This is a genomic window from Vibrio sp. AND4 (assembly GCF_000171815.1).
In the GTDB taxonomy this organism is placed as follows: domain Bacteria; phylum Pseudomonadota; class Gammaproteobacteria; order Enterobacterales; family Vibrionaceae; genus Vibrio.
Genome location: NZ_ABGR01000004.1, coordinates 209,417 through 225,741 on the forward strand (window position 1 = coordinate 209,417; position 16,325 = coordinate 225,741).

At 40.4% G+C, this 16,325-nt stretch carries 14 protein-coding genes and 1 pseudogene; 1 reads left to right on the top strand and 14 read right to left on the bottom strand.

Translation table 11 applies throughout. The features are described 5' to 3' along the window. Positions 1-8: 8 nt before the first annotated feature. The 6 genes from AND4_RS07625 to AND4_RS07650 all read right to left on the bottom strand — a co-directional run bounded on the left by AND4_RS07625 (position 9) and on the right by AND4_RS07650 (position 4,757). On the bottom strand, positions 9-518 hold the full coding sequence (locus AND4_RS07625) for a hypothetical protein (RefSeq protein ID WP_009842368.1): 510 nt from the start codon (positions 516-518) through the stop codon (positions 9-11). Between the two features lie 502 nt (positions 519-1,020). After that, on the bottom strand, positions 1,021-1,476 hold the full coding sequence (locus AND4_RS07630; protein WP_009842369.1) for a hypothetical protein: 456 nt from the start codon (positions 1,474-1,476) through the stop codon (positions 1,021-1,023). Between the two features lie 391 nt (positions 1,477-1,867). Further along, positions 1,868-2,638 (bottom strand): hypothetical protein, encoded by a 771-nt coding sequence (locus AND4_RS07635; protein ID WP_009842370.1) that lies wholly within the window; start codon positions 2,636-2,638, stop codon positions 1,868-1,870. Beyond that, entirely contained in the window at positions 2,635-3,009 is a 375-nt protein-coding gene (locus tag AND4_RS07640; protein WP_009842371.1) for a DUF4325 domain-containing protein, read from the bottom strand. The genes AND4_RS07635 and AND4_RS07640 overlap by 4 nt, the downstream gene beginning before the upstream one ends. 14 nt (positions 3,010-3,023) lie before the next feature. Further along, on the bottom strand, positions 3,024-4,235 hold the full coding sequence (locus AND4_RS07645; RefSeq protein ID WP_009842372.1) for a hypothetical protein: 1,212 nt from the start codon (positions 4,233-4,235) through the stop codon (positions 3,024-3,026). Continuing rightward, positions 4,236-4,757 (bottom strand): WYL domain-containing protein, encoded by a 522-nt coding sequence (locus AND4_RS07650; RefSeq protein WP_009842373.1) that lies wholly within the window; start codon positions 4,755-4,757, stop codon positions 4,236-4,238. Between the two features lie 260 nt (positions 4,758-5,017). On the opposite strand from AND4_RS07650, the gene AND4_RS07655 reads away from it, so the two are divergent. Next, positions 5,018-6,049, top strand: a complete 1,032-nt coding sequence (locus AND4_RS07655) for a tyrosine-type recombinase/integrase (RefSeq protein WP_009842375.1) — start codon at positions 5,018-5,020, stop codon at positions 6,047-6,049. A 347-nt stretch (positions 6,050-6,396) separates the two neighbouring features. Here AND4_RS07655 and AND4_RS07660 read toward each other — a convergent pair whose 3' ends face one another. The 8 genes and pseudogenes from AND4_RS07660 to AND4_RS07690 all read right to left on the bottom strand — a co-directional run. Further along, positions 6,397-6,669, bottom strand: coding sequence for a hypothetical protein (locus tag AND4_RS07660; RefSeq protein WP_009842376.1), 273 nt, complete (start codon positions 6,667-6,669; stop codon positions 6,397-6,399). 43 nt (positions 6,670-6,712) lie between these two features. Next, the gene (locus tag AND4_RS07665; RefSeq protein WP_009842377.1) at positions 6,713-7,750 is read right to left on the bottom strand and encodes a hypothetical protein; all 1,038 of its coding nucleotides are present in this window, start codon (positions 7,748-7,750) and stop codon (positions 6,713-6,715) included. 226 nt (positions 7,751-7,976) lie between these two features. Next, positions 7,977-11,426, bottom strand: a complete 3,450-nt coding sequence (locus tag AND4_RS07670) for an SNF2-related protein (protein WP_009842378.1) — start codon at positions 11,424-11,426, stop codon at positions 7,977-7,979. Continuing rightward, a complete protein-coding gene (locus AND4_RS07675) occupies positions 11,417-12,868 on the bottom strand; it encodes an EH signature domain-containing protein (protein WP_009842379.1) in 1,452 nt (483 codons plus the stop codon). The genes AND4_RS07670 and AND4_RS07675 overlap by 10 nt, the downstream gene beginning before the upstream one ends. Beyond that, positions 12,865-13,599, bottom strand: coding sequence for a flagellar motor protein MotB (locus tag AND4_RS07680; protein ID WP_009842380.1), 735 nt, complete (start codon positions 13,597-13,599; stop codon positions 12,865-12,867). Before AND4_RS07680 ends, AND4_RS07675 begins: the two co-directional genes overlap by 4 nt. Beyond that, positions 13,592-15,712, bottom strand: a complete 2,121-nt coding sequence (gene zorA, locus AND4_RS07685; protein ID WP_009842381.1) for an anti-phage ZorAB system protein ZorA — start codon at positions 15,710-15,712, stop codon at positions 13,592-13,594. The genes AND4_RS07680 and zorA overlap by 8 nt, the downstream gene beginning before the upstream one ends. A gap of 56 nt (positions 15,713-15,768) precedes the next feature. Further along, on the bottom strand, positions 15,769-15,891 hold the full coding sequence (locus tag AND4_RS20525) for a hypothetical protein (RefSeq protein ID WP_009842382.1): 123 nt from the start codon (positions 15,889-15,891) through the stop codon (positions 15,769-15,771). Positions 15,892-15,978: 87 nt separating this feature from the next. Continuing rightward, positions 15,979-16,301: pseudogene (locus AND4_RS07690) on the bottom strand (type I restriction endonuclease subunit R); the annotation flags it as partial. Positions 16,302-16,325: the final 24 nt, after the last annotated feature.

Sequence of the window (16,325 nt, forward strand, 5' to 3'; positions counted from 1 at the left end):
TATTCCTTTTAAGAACTACTACTGACAATCTGCGCTAAAATCGCCGCGATTGCCGTGGCAAAAGCACCTGTCAGCGCAACCCAAACCTTCATATTGTTGTGCCTCGAGTCTTCTTCAAGACGTCGATTCTCGGCTTCTAACCCAATCATATTTGTTACTAGGTTAAGGAGTGTCTGCATTTCTTCAGAGGACAATGGTGCTGACCTTTCCTTGAGACTGCTTTCTCCCTCAATATGTTTCTTTACTCTTCTCGCATACCTGATATGCAGAGAGTACAAAGGTTCTTTCTGGGCACTTAGATTAGAGGATTTTCTAAAAAAGGCGGGGTATCCATCAAGAACATTCTCTACATCTTCTAAATCCAAGCCAATGCTATCAGCTATGTTTCTTGGTGTTCTGCTGTTCCATTTTTCATGAGCACCTAGATGCTGAATTAATGCGATTAAACAGTGAAAATCGTTTGTAAAACTACGCTCAACGACCTCAGAAACGAGTGTAATTGGTTTCGCGCTATCCATTTTATTAGCTTACCTATTGAATATGACATAGTTAGAGCCCACACTGAAGGTGCCTCCTATTAGCTCGTTGTTAGTTTTCGAGCACACCAGACAGAAAATAGAGTAATTATCGTTACTCATTGTTTTTACTTAAAATTAATGATGATTTACCCAAAACTAGATAGCTCTTTAATCATTAAGTTTAGCTTTGGGTGTGGAGTGTTTTCTGAGTCAATTGATACAGTGGTCTTTCTGTTACCCATAATCCGTACGTGGCCATCCCCTATGGGGTTAGTTGCATTGCACAGGCTTAAGCAATATCTTTTAAATGGGAGTGCTCAGAAATGTTATGAATAACAACTCTAAACAGAAAAGGGGCAGAAATCAGCGTAGGCTTTCTCAACTCATTTTTTTACGCTCTCAGCAACACAATTGTGATACCCCATACCATCTTAATCACTCAAAGTACCCAATAGCAAAAATGCCACGCGTTAAAAAAGACTCTGGGGCTGTATTATATATTTTATTTTTTCGTCATTAGTCGACACGCAACCGAAGTGTCGTCCCATTTAGTTGCAAAAGTGTCTGATACGACATACCACCCATTTGCGGGATTATCTGAACCATGATGTACACCCATACACGAGCACTGGCACTTGTGCCCTCCCGCCTTCCAACATGCTGGAGCGCATTTTTGTTGCTCCCTATATTGTTGTATAATATATACTTTCTCATATTTATGTAGACTGCGGGTAACTAAGTCATTGAACCAAGTGTTTGGAGTTTCCCACCATTTATATTTCGTATTCCATTTAGGCTTTCTAGCTGCATTATTTCTAAGCCACAACATATTCATGTTATCAAATGGAAGTTTTACATATAATGGAAGCCCTTTTTTCCCTGTCCGGTACAATACAGGAATTTCTTGTTGTTCTAATAATTCGGCCAACCTTTTATCATCTACTTCAAATTCCATCATTAACTACTACCATCGCAAAGCACAGAGTACTTCTTATGTAAACTTCCCAACCAAGAACACAACATACTGTAAAAGAAATAAAATGAACAACTAAATTTTTTTTCGTTTCGACAAGATAAATTAATTACATATTTAATTTGTGCCTGATTCATGTCTGGCTATGTTTTCATCGAATCGTTGAGACATGGTTATAAAAAATAAGCTCAAGAACAGCAGTGGAAGGTAGAGGTTAGGAACAGAGGAGTGCATCAAAGTGCCAAAAGTACGAATTCATACTGCTGGGGTAGTATGCTTATATCTACAGCGAGAATTGATCTTGGAGGTTGGAAAAGCCGAACCTTTAAGCGGTAGATTCGGCTTTTTATTCAGTCGTTCAGTTAACTAACCGACACTATGAACTCAAGTTTGCTAACCGAGTTCGTATTCTGGTGCAACGGCGGATAATGTCAGATACATTTCGTTTATTAGCTTTTCGCCTGCTGGATTCGAACTCACCACCAGTTGCAATATCAAACAATTTTTCAATCTCTATTAAGATATTCTTTTTGGGATTGACTGTCTCAATGCTTTTTTGTGATTTGTTAAGAAGCGGTAAAATTCGATTAGTATGAGTTGAAAGTAATAATGTATGGTTCGCTTTGATTTTGGCTTGCTGGACAGCGTTGGTCTTTGTGTTCTTTGGGCTATAGTCGTTAGACCAATAATCTACTGCGTTTTCCTCAAAATCTCGAAGAGCATCTCTGGCCTCGTTTATAGCAGCACGTAGTCGTTCACTCTTTTCTTTTGACTTCCAATAAAGGAAGTTGAAAACAAATGCCGCAATTACAGAGAAAACAGCACCACCAAGAAGCTCAACCAACGAACCTGAAGGTGTAGAAGAAAGAGTGCTGTTTAATTCCCTTAGCGCCTGGAGAAGCTTCTCACTATTGGCGTTGAAGGAGGCTGACTGGTTCAGTGAGTGGATTGCTTCGGCAATAGCTTTTTTAGAATCAAAGCTATTACATTGCGAGCCCTCTGCAATAGTCTTATTGAGACTCTCTAGAACATTAATTAGTTCAGGGTATTGTAAATCTAGATTTTCTTGAGGGGTTAGTGAAAAATTGCCTGTGACATTATCACAGGCAATCTCAGGTTGATCTCTTGATACAGCAGAAGAACTCATGCAGCACCGAACGGTTTGGTTGGTTCATATTTTTTCGAGTCAAACTTTGCTTCTGAAATGTACTGACGTACTTTCTTTTCATAAAATGCGAAGTCACTATCTGAGTATTTGAACTGAATTTTACTCAATAGAACATCGGCTTTCATGTAGCCATATTTGACCATTCCTGCAAAGCCCTCAGTTAAAAATGAAGAGCCATAACCGTCAACATCATCATCCAAAATTATGGTCAACGTCTCACCGCTTGCTAGCTCTGATAGCTTAGCCTTTAAGTGCTTTTCTCGGAACTCTTCACCGCTACCTTTACCATCACTATAGTACCTTCCTTGTGGATCGTTGCTGAATTGTTGCCCTATATTAAATACACTCATGATAAGTCTCTTCATTATAATACTACGCTCCAGATTATTAGTGTGCCTAACAGAGGTCGCTGCAGAGCGTAAGAACCAGTTGATTCAATCCCACCTTCCATTGAGTAGCTATAATGCCCTGAGCTACTTAAGATTGATAATCTACCATTTTTTAATTGCTTAATAAATTCTAGTAGATCTTGCAACCCCTTTCCTCTATCGTTTTCGTCTGTGCTAGTTCTATCAATTTCAACCGCTGCTCTCAATAAATGCTCGTCTTTAAGTTGCTTAAATTTATCAAGTGGCAAGTGAGCGAAAAAGCTTTTTACCTTTTCTCCAAACTTTGATGTCGGCAGAGTTTGAGGAATCCCTATTCCCTGATCATAAAAAGCAACCTTAAGGATTCTTGAGGGCTCATGGTAAGAACCTGTCAGGAACCACTGCTTTTTGGGGCTTCTCGCCTCAAATGACTCAGGGTAGGCATGGTGACTTACATTGGTAATGGCTTCTCCTAAACCTGTATGGAGAAAAGTCCATTTATCGATTTCATCACCAACAATTTGTTTTAAGTCTTTCTTGAGTTCTCTTGGTTTGCCTTTAACTCCACATTGCCCCTTTTTGAATCTAACAAGCCTTTTGTCAGAACACGGGTGACCATCAGTACAGGGTTTGTATTCTGGTTTATTTGTAAATAGGTCAAAAAAACCAAGATCATGGAATTGACTGTAAATATCGTCGTCCCATTGTCCGATCTTCGGAGTTAGCTCATTACGCAAGCTATCATCCCAGCTTGATATTTCTGCGGTAAGTACAAGCGCTGCTGGCGTCGAAATCGACTTTAGGTTATCAAAATTTACAGATACTAAGTTGAAAGAACTTTTGGGTAGTGCGCGACCTTTATTTTTTTTCACTAGTTCAACAAGTTTGCTGATGACAGTGAGATGCTGCATTGTCACATTGTAATTCTCACTAAAGTCCATATGTTCAGGTAGACAAATAATGATGCCTTTGTACTTTTTTTTCTTTTTCTTTTTGCTACGAAGAGCCGGTCCTTTCATTTTTTTTGGTGGTGCGTAATGGTGTATTAAACCATTTTGCATCTCACGTTCAATCAATTCGTTTACAGGTCCGTAAACATCTCGCCCAATATGAACGAACGGTGATGTCGGGACTATCCATTGTTTAGTTCTATGCTTCAAACTGCGGATAACATCACGTTGTCTCTGTTTATCAGTAAGTTGTCTCACTTAAAGCTTTACCTCAAGATTTCCTACCAAGTCATTAGCATCAATACCCAATTCGTTTTCTAACCAGTCAATTAGGTCAAATCGCTTTGAACCAACTTTAATTTTTGTTTCTATCCTAGCCGTTTTAAATGTTCGAGCCTCGTTGCTTTGGTGACAAACACCCCGAATATATGCTTTTTTATTGCCGTCAAACCCAAATTCAGTGGGGGATATATTACGTCGTTCTTTCTCATCATATTTACGGTATGTGAATTCGATGTCTTTAGCTTCACCTACCCATAAAACTGTAAGTTCTCTCTTCCAATCTTCTACTGAATCGTATGAGCGTGTTCCTATCTGGTGATTTAAACTAAGTCGAGAACAGAGCTCTTTTTGTTCTTCAAGGCTAAATTTTCGAAGTTTCACAAACTCGTCAAAAGCAGCTCTGTCTTCTAGAGTTTTTTTCATTCTACGCTTAGCAAATAAGAGCCAAATTATGAAAAGGGCAATGCTTAACCCTACAAGATTAATGAAAAGCTCCATTTAATACACCTTGCGACTACGAGTGAGCGAAGAATTGTAACTGAATTCAACAACCAAGCCACCTTTTGCAATGTATTGAATTGCATATTTGTGATCAATCATTTATTGGCATTAATTCACCCAGCACTACCTGTAGTCTTCAGGCCTATTAACTGCATGAAAAGCAACCAGCCTTGTGCCCTTCAAGCGAGATAAAACATTGTCCTACGTTTTACGCCAAATTATACTGTTTTTATATACAGTTAAATTGAGTCTTTATTATGTCTATCCGCAATTTAAAAGATGGTTCTGCCAAACCTTGGCTTTGCGAATGCTACCCAAATGGTCGCTCCGGTAAGCGTGTTCGCAAGAAGTTTACAACCAAAGGCGAAGCCGCCGCTTTTGAATGCTTCACGATGCAAAAAGTAGATGAAAAGCCTTGGATGGGGGAAAAACCTGACCACCGCAGGCTTTCTCACCTTATTGAGCTCTGGTACTCACAATACGGCGTCAGCCTTGCCAAAGGCCATGTTATCCATAGTAAGTTCCGGAGAATGGCTAACGCTATGGGTGATCCTGTATCCACCGCCTTTGTGGCCAAAACATATTCTGAGTTCAGAAGTAACCGAATGAGTGGCCGAATTAGCTTTGTTGATGAGCGCTGGCAAAAGGGGCCACCAAGCATTGCGACGCTTAATTCTGAGCTCGCTCGCTTTAAGGCGATGTTCAATAAGTTAAAAGAGCTTGGTGAGTGGAAAGGGCCAAACCCTCTAGAAGAAGTAAAGCCATTTAAAGACCACGAGCGAACCATGGCTTTCTTACAAAAAGAGCAGCTCACTCTTTTGCTTGAACTAGTCGAAAAACACCAACGCACTGATATGATAAAAATAGTTAAACTGTGCTTGTCTACAGGGGCGCGTTGGAATGAAGCCGCGCAGCTAAAAGGCTCTCAGCTAAGCAAATATAAAGTGACGTTCACCAATACTAAGACCAAAAAGAACCGCTCTGTACCTATCTCTGAGGAGCTTTACAACGAGATATACAAACCAACCTCAGAAAAGCTATTTGAAGAGTGCTATACACCGTTCTGCTACATATTGAAGAACAAACTAGGCATCACCCTGCCCTCTGGCCAAGCTTCCCATGTTTTGCGTCATTCATTCGCAAGTCACTTTATGATGAATGGCGACAACATTTTAGTGCTGAGGGATATTCTCGGTCACTCCGATATCAGCATGACAATGCGCTATGCCCACTTCGCACCAGATCATCTCTCTGACGCCATTTCCTATAACCCGCTTGCCAATCTGTAACCTGCCGCCACAAAAATTTTTTGCTCGGCTGTCGCCACTTTGTCGCCACTTACCAAATTTTGGGCAAAAAAAGAGCCGCAAAAAGCGGCTCTTAACAGTTCGATTTTTCCTGTTGAAACAACCATAAATTGATAATTTCATTCCCCATAATTTCAATAATTTACCTAAAAACAACCATATGTTGATATCACCAAAAACAACTATAAGTTGATATTTTTGTGAAAGTTAAGATTTAGTCGAATGAGGTCTGAAAGAAAACTACTTTCAAATATTGGCTAATCTTTCAAAAGACGACTTCTTAAACCGGAGACTCACATTTTGGGCATTTTATATTAGTCGGTGGCTATTCACAATAAGGCTTGAGCTGTTGCAGGGTGGAGGAATACTCCCGCCTGCAAATCATTGTTGTTCGGTAGTGGATATTCGATGTGCTCACCTGTATCGATGAGTTTTGCTTGCTTTAAAGAAAACCAAGTTCTAGCGGCATTACCTTCTAAGCTTCCCCATACTTGGATAGTTTCATTTTGGACCTTCCAAGCGTCATATAGGCATTTGTATAAGTCGTTGTCATCGAGTTGCTTAGCATAATTCTTATCATAAAGAAGCTTGTTATCATCCACTACTGTCCTACCCTAAACGTTAAAGCACATATGAATACATTCACTATCTGATTCCTAAACGAATTAACAATTCACTTGTTAGCTGAGCCAAAGCATCATGGTGCTTCTTTTGTTGAGTTTTCATTGCCCCCCCAAAAAGGTCATTCCAGAAAGATCTATGCTTTCTAAATAGCGCAAGCTCTGCTTGAATTTTAGGAACATACTCAGACATCAGGCTGGCAACGTTAGCTTGCTGTTTCCTAGCTTCACACAATTGAGATGTCGCTTGAATCAATAATGTATTTAGCTTTTCACACTCTTCCGTTAACTCACGTTTTTTTTCTTTTAGGGTATCGACTTTTTTGTAAGCGTTTTTAGTTGAAAAAAACACAATTGGAGCAGCGACAATCCCCCCAAGAACCCAGAAGCCACCAGCCATACCTGCACCACCAGTTGCAATAGAGCCTCCACCAAACCAAGCCAGTGTTGCGTTAGTGGCAGCAACGCCGGATAGAGAAGAAATAGCTGTTCCGGTTGATGCTGAGCCGACTAATGTAACGAGACCCCAAGCGCCCAGCGCTGCGGAGCCTCCAACTAAACCACCAAACCCGGTATTCAAACTCGTATTAAATCCGGAATAAAACTTGTCCAATTGACTTAGCGAATATCGGATTTCTGACTTACTAGTAACCTTTTTTGCTTTCAAGATTCTACTTACAGGCTTCAGTAGCTTATTAAGGCCTGTTAGTTGCTCGCCTATTGCGGATAAGCTTTCATTTGTATCTCGTTCGATTGATTCAATCTTTTTACGGACTGGCTCATATACCGCACTATAAATATCCGTGTAATGTTTATTATGCATCTCTAGCATATATGAACCACCAAGCGAGACAATACCGCCTATGATTTTACTGGTATTTCGGAGAATCCCTCGCTTACTATCAGTTGATTCATAAAAATCAACTTCTTCGAACACATTTTCTAGTGAAGCAAATGAATCATTAACAATATCTTTCAATGATTTAGAAGTGCAATCGGTGATTTGTTGATAGGCAAGAATCGAGTTGCCCGTATTACGGTATGCTTGGATAAAAGAGGACACTTAAAATACTCATAGTGAACTTGGATAACTGCAAAAGTAATTTTACCACACAGCATACCAATACACACAACTTAGATTTTGCTTAAGATCAATCAAATGTGTAATGTTGCTATCTCACATGCTTTACGCAAGCTATCCGATCCCGTAGTTTTGGTTGTTCCATTGAGCGGATAGCTGCTTTAAGGTGCTAGACAAGCCTTCACCCACAAATAATCAATTAGAGCCTCTATGCTTTGAGTCGCTCTTTACCCAATCTAGTGAGTACCTCTTTAAGTGTAACCTCGTAGTCTTCAAGGTAATTTAACAGCTGCGCTCTCCCCAAAATTTCAACACCACATGTGGTCGCTATTTCGTGAGTTCTTTTAGCTAACGATGGTGAGTTGGTGACGAAGATCAAGCGCTCAAAAGTACTTCTCATCGCGGATTCATAAATAGGTTTAGCAGAATGAATCTCCTGTATCCCTTTATAGCCATCATATTGTCTTTGCGTAAACTTAGCCTGCACTAGAATGTTACCGCTACGACTGAGTAACACACCATCAGCACCATGGTCAGCTCCATTATTCGTAAGCCACGTGCTTTGACTACCGGTAATCTTTGCCAGCAATTCTACACATAACGCTTCAAACTGCTGCCAACTTAACTTATCAAGTTCAGCCGCTGTAATACGTTTATCAATCAATTCACCAGAAACCGCTCCTCCAACACCTGCTGGTTGTGGAACAACATCTTCCGGTGTGACAACAGCGTCCTTCAGCAAAGTTTTTAGAGTAAGGAGCCTATGTAGATTTACATCAAATGATTCAAATTCAGGGTGATGTAACAGCGGAATGTAAATATGAACCTCTTTTTCCTGTCCGATACGATAAACCCTATCCGTAGCTTGAGCTTCTTTAGCTGGGTTCCAGTGCCGCTCTAAATGAACAACATGATTCGCACCGACTACAGTTAAACCGACACCAGCCGCAACTGGCGACATTACAATTAAGTTAAAACCTTCTTTGGCTTCAAAGTCTGCAATCATTGATTTTCGAGTTGGGACAGATTTACGCTTTGCTACGGCTTTAGCATCACCATTAATCACTGAGAGCGGACCTAGGTTATAGATCTGTCCCAAAGTCACGCTTAAGAAACTTTGTAGTCGTTTGTTAACCGCAAAAATAATACACTTCTCATGTTTACTTCGTACTCGATCTAAAGTCTCAAGCAAGGAAGCTAGTTTTCCTGATTCTCCGTATAAAACCCTAGCTGATTTTGCATTTTTTGGAATATCAAGGCGACCTCCATCACTTAAGCGAGGATGTAGCGAACTATCTCTTAGCCTCATCAACGTGGTAAGTGCGTGGCTCTCTTCATTCTCAAGTTGGTTACTAATAGTCCCTTCGTAAACATCTCTCTGGTAGCCAACCATTGTCGACTTAAGTTCTTCTAAATATTTCCAGTTTTCAAATTCTCCGCCAGCATACATATGTTTTAGAGGTAACCCTTTAAGGTTGTCCTCTTTAATGCGTCTCAACATCAATGCCCCGACCGCTATACGAAGTTCTCTGCCAAGCCTAGCTCTTGTTTCTTCAACTTCATCACCAGCAGCTTTAAGAATTGGTGAAATATACCGAGCACGAAATTCTTGATAGCTACCCAGATGGCTAGGGCAAGCTGTATCCATCAAACACCAAAAATCGGCTAAGCTGTTTTCTACAGGCGTACCCGTAGCCACTAGTTTGAAATCAGCTTTTAGCCCCTTAGCTGCACGAGTTTGAAGTGCATTTGGGTTTTTAATGTTTTGGGCTTCATCGAAAACTACGATACCCCAATCAATCAAACACATGGAGAACTGGTAATCGCGCAAGGTTTGATAAGTAGTGATAACCAATCGCTCTGGTAGATCTAATCGGCCTGGACCAAAGTGTTTCCCTACTTTCAAAGAATACTTGGGTTCTAAACTATCATCAGATGCACTTTGGCTTCGAATCTCTACACCACCCACGCGATAGTCATTTAGCTCAGCAGCTGATTGCAAAATAACTACATCGTTGAATGGCGAGCGTTTAAAGGTTTTATCTACCTCATCCTTCCAGTTTTCCAATAAACTTAAAGGAGCAACTATCAGCACAGGTTTCTTCGTTTCACCACTAATTTGTTGTCGTTGATAAATATGTTCGATTGCAGAGAGAGCCATAAAAGTCTTACCCAGCCCCATATCATCAGCTAGCAAGGCTCCACTAATTTTCGAGTCTGATGAGCTTTTTTGTTCAACGCCTAAAATCCAACGAACACCAATATCCTGATGTGGAAAAGGTGTACGCTTGTGGTTTTCCCAATTTAACTCACCATCCCATGAAATATCAGAAATCAGTTGTTCAATTTTAGGAGAATTTTCAGACAGCTCTTCATCATTTAGGTCAATATCAACAACATGTATTTCTGATCTTTCTGATTCAGTCTCGGTATCTTCTGCCTCCACCTCACTAGAAAGGTCTGTTTCAGGGTTAGATATCTTGTGACCTATTTCTTTTAGAACTTTCTCAACAGCTACAGGCTCACTGATATCGTATGATTTTCCTTCATAATCTAAAACAGTTGCTCCGGTTTGTTGGGCATCTTCAATCTTCTTAGTTACGTCCTCAAGAGTTGTTTTATCGCAAACTCTATCAGCCAGCTTAGATATTGGATTAATCACGTCAGATGAAAAGGAAGCTCCAAACCAATCAATGCCTGACTCGTCCGTTTCTCCAAAATAGGCGTGTTTAAAGACTGTCGCACCATGAACCCTGATAGAAAAGCCTAAATCAAGATCGACTAAGCTCGCATCAATATATGCAGTAGGGTTCTCCAAGAACGCTTTAACTTGTTTTTGAGGTATGACTCTATTGCTAAGAACTTCTTTTACAGCCATGAGCTTTTCTTCAGAAAACAAGACTATTTCATCACCCACTTTCAGCGTAACGGCGTTGTCGCTTTGCAACTGTCCCAGAACCTTTTGAATCGCCTCATGGCTCGCACTTTGCCCCATGTTGGGAGTCAATATCAGCTCACCTTGAGAATTCAGTTCTGCTTCTACCGTGATTTTATTTGGTGTTAGTATTCTTAGCTTTTCAAAGTGCTTTAGATTCAACTTACAACCACTCTTTTGAGCCTCTTGTAAAGAGTGTAGGTAAAGTAAGTTATCGTATTCAGACTGAGCGGACTTTCCATGGGCTTTATGTGCGTTAAAAACCATAAGCTGCTCGGGCGTTAACAGATACTGCTCACTTTGACTAAACCGAATGAAAGGTCCATCCACAGTGTAATTTAACGTTGTTCGACCCTGTTTGGTTGTTACCGAAAGGTCAATTTTAAAGGTAGGTGTACTAGCTTTTCCTTGAATGTCAGCATCAATAGCTCCTTGCCAAACCGAAGGAAAACCAAGCAAAATTCTCAAATCAGAGTCGAGCCTTACCGCTGTTTCAGGTGGCATAATAAAGCCATCTGGAAATGAGCTTACATCCCCCTGCTCTTCAAGCATTTTAAGAGCAACATATTGTGCTGTTATCCACTCATCAGCTTTACCAGCTTTAATTTTCTCTAAGGTTTTCTTGGAGGTAGTGAAATCAAGACTATCATCACAGACCAACTCAAATTGAGACGTCTTATCTAGACCAGAAAAGAACTTACTGATTAAAGAAGTTAACTCCACTCTCGCACCCCATAACGTTGTTTAAAGTCAATATAATCTTCATTTGAAAGCACATCTTTAGGCGTCAATTTAATTCCCAGCCCTTTAAGTGCGGTAAGTGCTTTTCGCTGCCATGAGTAGCCAATTGGCGAGTGCGTTATTTTTGCTACAGCTCCCGATGATAATCGTGTCATCTGATTATTGATCCCACTGGTTAGCTGAGAATACGTTGGCCTAACAATGTCATAATTAAATACGCATACTGACGAATCTAAATGCTTGTACAACCACAAGTAACAACTGTGGCTTCCCTCTACCATGTGCGCACCATTCATTTGCACATAAATTATAGATTTATCACCATCTTTAACAGTCGAGAAATTGGGTAAGTGCTTAGGGTCATAGTTTCTCTTCAAATACCTTGCAGCATCCTGACTCAAATAAAGCCGAGTATTTGAAATAATCCCTGCATCAAACATCCCCTCTAAGAAACTTTTCCTAGATGGGTACATTCTCTGTAACTCGTAATTAGCTGAAGAGTATGAATAATCCTCCAACGCTTCCAAAAACAACTTCAAATCTAGTTTTGATAACCATCCGCGAACAGCTTGAATCAGATTTGGTTCTAAACCCTTCCACCACTTAATGTATCTTGGATTTGAACTTGGTACTCGTGGATCACCGCCAATCGCTAAGATCACATTCATCCAAGGCTCACTGATGTGAGCACCTATCGAACGGGCAATCAAAATTCTAAGAATTTGATGCCCTAACAAACTTTCAGAGTCATATCGAGAATCAAAAACCGCCGTTTTTTGAACCTCATTTAGGAGAGGATGATCTTGGCCTAATGGTATGGTGTTTAACTGCTTAATATAGTAGATGCCTTTAGCCGCCGTTAAATATCTGCCATTTGCATAACGTTCCAGCTTCATCTCCACAATTAAATGATCAAAATCGATATTATTTTGAATAGCTCTTTCCGCAAGCCACTGGGGGCCATTGGTTGACAAGATATTTTCATCAAACTGCTCATCATTGCCTCGCAGCCTTTTAGCCTCCAACAACCAGTCTGCTGTAGCTTCCAAGTCTGCCAGTCGGTCATACTCAGATAAGAAATGCTGATAAAACGACTCTATGACTAAAGAGCTTGGTTTTTTTACAATTTCTGTAATCTTATTAAGTAATCGACGCGTAATGCTGACATTTTTCTTCGCATCCGTATGTAGCGAGAGAGCTAAGGCGCGAACGTGTACAGAGCTATCTATAACGTCCTCAACTCTTTTCTTAGAGGCAAGCGCATTACATACTTCTCCATATGCAGTTCGGAACTTATTGTTTTCAATACCGGCACTCTTAGAAAGCACCTCTAGTTGATTCGATAGACGTGCAAAATCCTTGATGGCTAGACCAAAAGGATTAGCTGGCAAACTAACCTTGAGCTTTTTTATATTTAAACTCACTGTCCAACAATCCTCTCGAGCTCAGCAATCGATGGTTTCTTAACTGTAAATCGAATATCAATACGCCTATTCTGACTCTTTTCTTGCTGATTAGACTCTTGTAAATTGGCTCGTCTTGTAGCCGCATAACCACTAACCGAAAATAGCTTTGCATGATATGCGTTTTCTAAATCACCAAGTTTAGGCGTTAAACTGAGTTCATTTTGCCAGACATTCCAGACAGATATTGCTCGATCAGTTGATAAGCCCCAGTTCCCTTTTCCTCTGTAATGGATACCATCGCTATCAGTATGACCTTCAATAAATACGGTATCGAGATATTGAAATCGGTCTTTCTTCTGAATTGCTGAATGAAGAACAACACCTATGTCTTTAAGTGCTTGCTGTATGGTTGCATCGTTCGGAATTGATGATTTACCTGATGCAAAAGTCAGTGTACTTTCGGGGATCCGAATTACCGTATCATTATCAGCAATTTCAACAATGACGTTTCTTTTAGCAAGTTCGTCTCGAACATCATAAATTATATTCTTTCTTGCTAACTCAGCTTGCTTAAGCTCTTCAATACCAGCTTCGACATCATTGGTCTTTTGAGTTAATTCAATTATCAGAGCAACAGCTGCAAGTATAAAAATAACGAGCAAAGCAGACATTAGATCAGAAAATGAAACCCAGTATGGATTTTCTTCATCTACTGAGTTTGGGGTATGCGAACGAATACCTCTACGCATGTTGGCTCACTTTATCTTGAATTTCATCGACAACACTAGAAATAGCTCGAACAGCTGTATTCATGCTCTCTGCATACTGTGTACTACTATTCGCCCAAACTTTGAGGTGCTCGGCAGTTTGTCCATTAGCCTGTTCTGCATATTCTTCAAGCAGTTGAGCCATTTGTTCCGTTAACTCTTTTACATTGCGCTTCATTTCTGAAGTGAGCTCGTTAAGATTATCTTTTTGTTCCACAAGGAACTCATTTTGGTTTGTTCGAAGCGTGCTAAACGATTGTTCTGCACTATTCAACATATTATTTATCTGCTCTGCAATTGCGCTAAACTTACTTGTATCTTCCAGTAATTGCTCTCTTAGCGTATGAATTTTCACAACGCCTAACTGGTTTTGTTCCGCTAAATCCTTCGTACTGTTAACTGCTTCAGTAACAGCTCCAGATAGTTTGTTGCCCGCTTCTTTAATATTTGAACCAAACACATTCATACTATCAGCCGCAGCTCGTAACTCATTCGCAGAAAGCTGCATACTCTCAGTGGCTCGAGCAGATGCCGAAACAGATGAATCAATGCTGCTTTGTAATTGTTTACCTTGCTCAATAATATTATTAGATGTGGTTTGCTGCGATTCAGTCGCCGCTTTCACTTGAGCTAGAAGCTCATCCGTTCCAGCTTTCATCGCCTGCGTTTGATTCACAAATATATCATTACGCTCTTTTTCCATCTGACTTACCATCCCATCACGTTCGGAGAACGTTTGGGTTAGTTGGCCAACTTGATTCTGAACAAAATCGGTCAACACTTGGCTTTGTGCTGAAACATTTTCTACTAAATCTTTAATCGTTCTTTCCATTGAGGAAGCCAATTTCTGCTCACGTTCAGAAGCAGCTGATTCTCTTTTAGTAAGCTGCTCACCTAATTCAGAGACTTGTTTTTCTACAAACTCTGTTAGAACACGCTTCTGCTCATTACCCTGAGTAACTAGCTCAGAAACTTGAACTGAGATCGTTGAGATCAGTTCTTTTTCTCTTTCTGAAGATGTGGTTTGCTGAACTTCTAACTTATTGACGAAAGCAGCCATCGAAGTACTCATTGATTCTAAAGTCTTATTTACGTTTTGAGACGCAGAGTCCATCGCGACACGTTGTTGCTCGCCTTGTTGACCAAAACCGTCCATGAAAGATTGAAGAACACTTTCAAGCGCTTTTTGGTTACCGTCTGACGTCTCATCAACAAGCTTATTGATAGCCGGGGCCATGATTTTTTCAAGACTACTCTCGAGACCTTGTTGAATACCCTGCGTTGCTTGAACTAATGACTCCTGCATTTTCTCGCCAATTTTCTCAGCAAGCCCTTGTAGGCTTTCTCGAGATTGCTGGCTGTTATTTGCAATAGATTGCAGCTGATATTCCGCACTTAATCGAGGGAACATCCTGTCAATACGGTTTTGCAAAGACTTAATTTTCTTTCTAATTACTTGCTCGAGAATTTTCTCAATGAAGTTGAATGCAACACTGAGTAAAACACCCCAAACCGATGTCATAAATGCGATTTTTGCGCCATTTATAACTCCAGCAACGCCGTTTTTCATCTCATTGACATCAACGTTGCCCGCAATATTTAGATCTGAAAGTCCGAGCTGTAAGCCGACAAAGGTGCCAATAACACCCAGAGCCGTTAAAAAACCAGGAACCGCCGCAATCATTCGGTTTTCAGTACTACCACCAGCTAAACTAGAACTGTTAAAGAAATAGTCGGCATCAAATGTGTTATGCAATCGAACAACGTCATCAGCATCTTTTACTTCGAGCAGTGTTTCGTCAAACTCTAGCCATAAATGCCCTACGGAATTTTTCTTTTTTTCAGCTCTAGAAATCAAATCGTTTCGAGCATCTGACGGAGTCGACTTCTCCGCGTAATCCAGGGACTTGTTAAGCCAAACTACTCGTAGTATTGCCCGAATAAATGCAACCACCGAGCAAATTAAGAAAAATAGAGCTACCCCCCATAAAATAACCACAAACAAAGCACTCAATTGCTCAGGAGTTTGAGGTGGCATTACATTTAGACTGCTCAAGTCTGGCCATAAACTTGAGAGATTAAGGCTATTGGTCATTCAAATTGTTTCCAAGATTAGTTGTTTAATAAAAATGTTCTTTAGTGTTGGGACTTTTACATCCCAACCATACGCTGCATGCTTTGCTTCCAAGATGCTTTAAACGCAGTATCTTGGGTAAAAAACTTATAGCGTTCTAATTCGTCTTTGCGATGTTGAAGCATGATTTCTTTCAACATCTTCTCAAACGCTAGCTCTCACGTATGAGGCTCGGCGTTGTTTTGGTATTTAGCTTCGAAGTCTGGGGGATTTCGGGTGCTCTCAGCATCAAGCCCCTTTTTCAACAAACGCAAAACACCATGACACTTGATCATACGATCAAAACGCTCAGGATTTTTCTCTGCCAATCGTGGGGGCTGATGCGCTTAAGTTTTTCTAACTCACTCGCTTGAGTATCTTCGAGGAACTGCCAAAACAAACGGGAATCTAGAGCGTACTGTTTATCAAAGTCACTTGGAGAGCCAATGAGATAAAGCTCATTATTGTAATTAAGAAGCGCTTCACCCAGCGCTAGCTCCTCTTTACAAATACCTGCTAAACCTTTTTCTATTAAGGCGTCTAACGCCTGTTCATTTGTTTTACTAACCATAAATACCACGTTCTTTGGTTTGAT

What these genes read in the sequence shown, in the direction of transcription:
- AND4_RS07625 (WP_009842368.1), bottom strand. Translation starts at nt 518, where the DNA reads ATGGATAGCGCGAAACCAATTACACTCGTTTCTGAGGTCGTTGAGCGT.
- AND4_RS07630 (WP_009842369.1), bottom strand. Translation starts at nt 1,476, where the DNA reads ATGATGGAATTTGAAGTAGATGATAAAAGGTTGGCCGAATTATTAGAA.
- AND4_RS07635 (WP_009842370.1), bottom strand. Translation starts at nt 2,638, where the DNA reads ATGAGTTCTTCTGCTGTATCAAGAGATCAACCTGAGATTGCCTGTGAT.
- AND4_RS20525 (WP_009842382.1), bottom strand. Translation starts at nt 15,891, where the DNA reads ATGTTGAAAGAAATCATGCTTCAACATCGCAAAGACGAATTAGAACGC.
- AND4_RS07640 (WP_009842371.1), bottom strand. Translation starts at nt 3,009, where the DNA reads ATGAGTGTATTTAATATAGGGCAACAATTCAGCAACGATCCACAAGGA.
- AND4_RS07680 (WP_009842380.1), bottom strand. Translation starts at nt 13,599, where the DNA reads ATGCGTAGAGGTATTCGTTCGCATACCCCAAACTCAGTAGATGAAGAA.
- AND4_RS07650 (WP_009842373.1), bottom strand. Translation starts at nt 4,757, where the DNA reads ATGGAGCTTTTCATTAATCTTGTAGGGTTAAGCATTGCCCTTTTCATA.
- AND4_RS07655 (WP_009842375.1), top strand. Translation starts at nt 5,018, where the DNA reads ATGTCTATCCGCAATTTAAAAGATGGTTCTGCCAAACCTTGGCTTTGC.
- zorA (WP_009842381.1), bottom strand. Translation starts at nt 15,712, where the DNA reads ATGACCAATAGCCTTAATCTCTCAAGTTTATGGCCAGACTTGAGCAGT.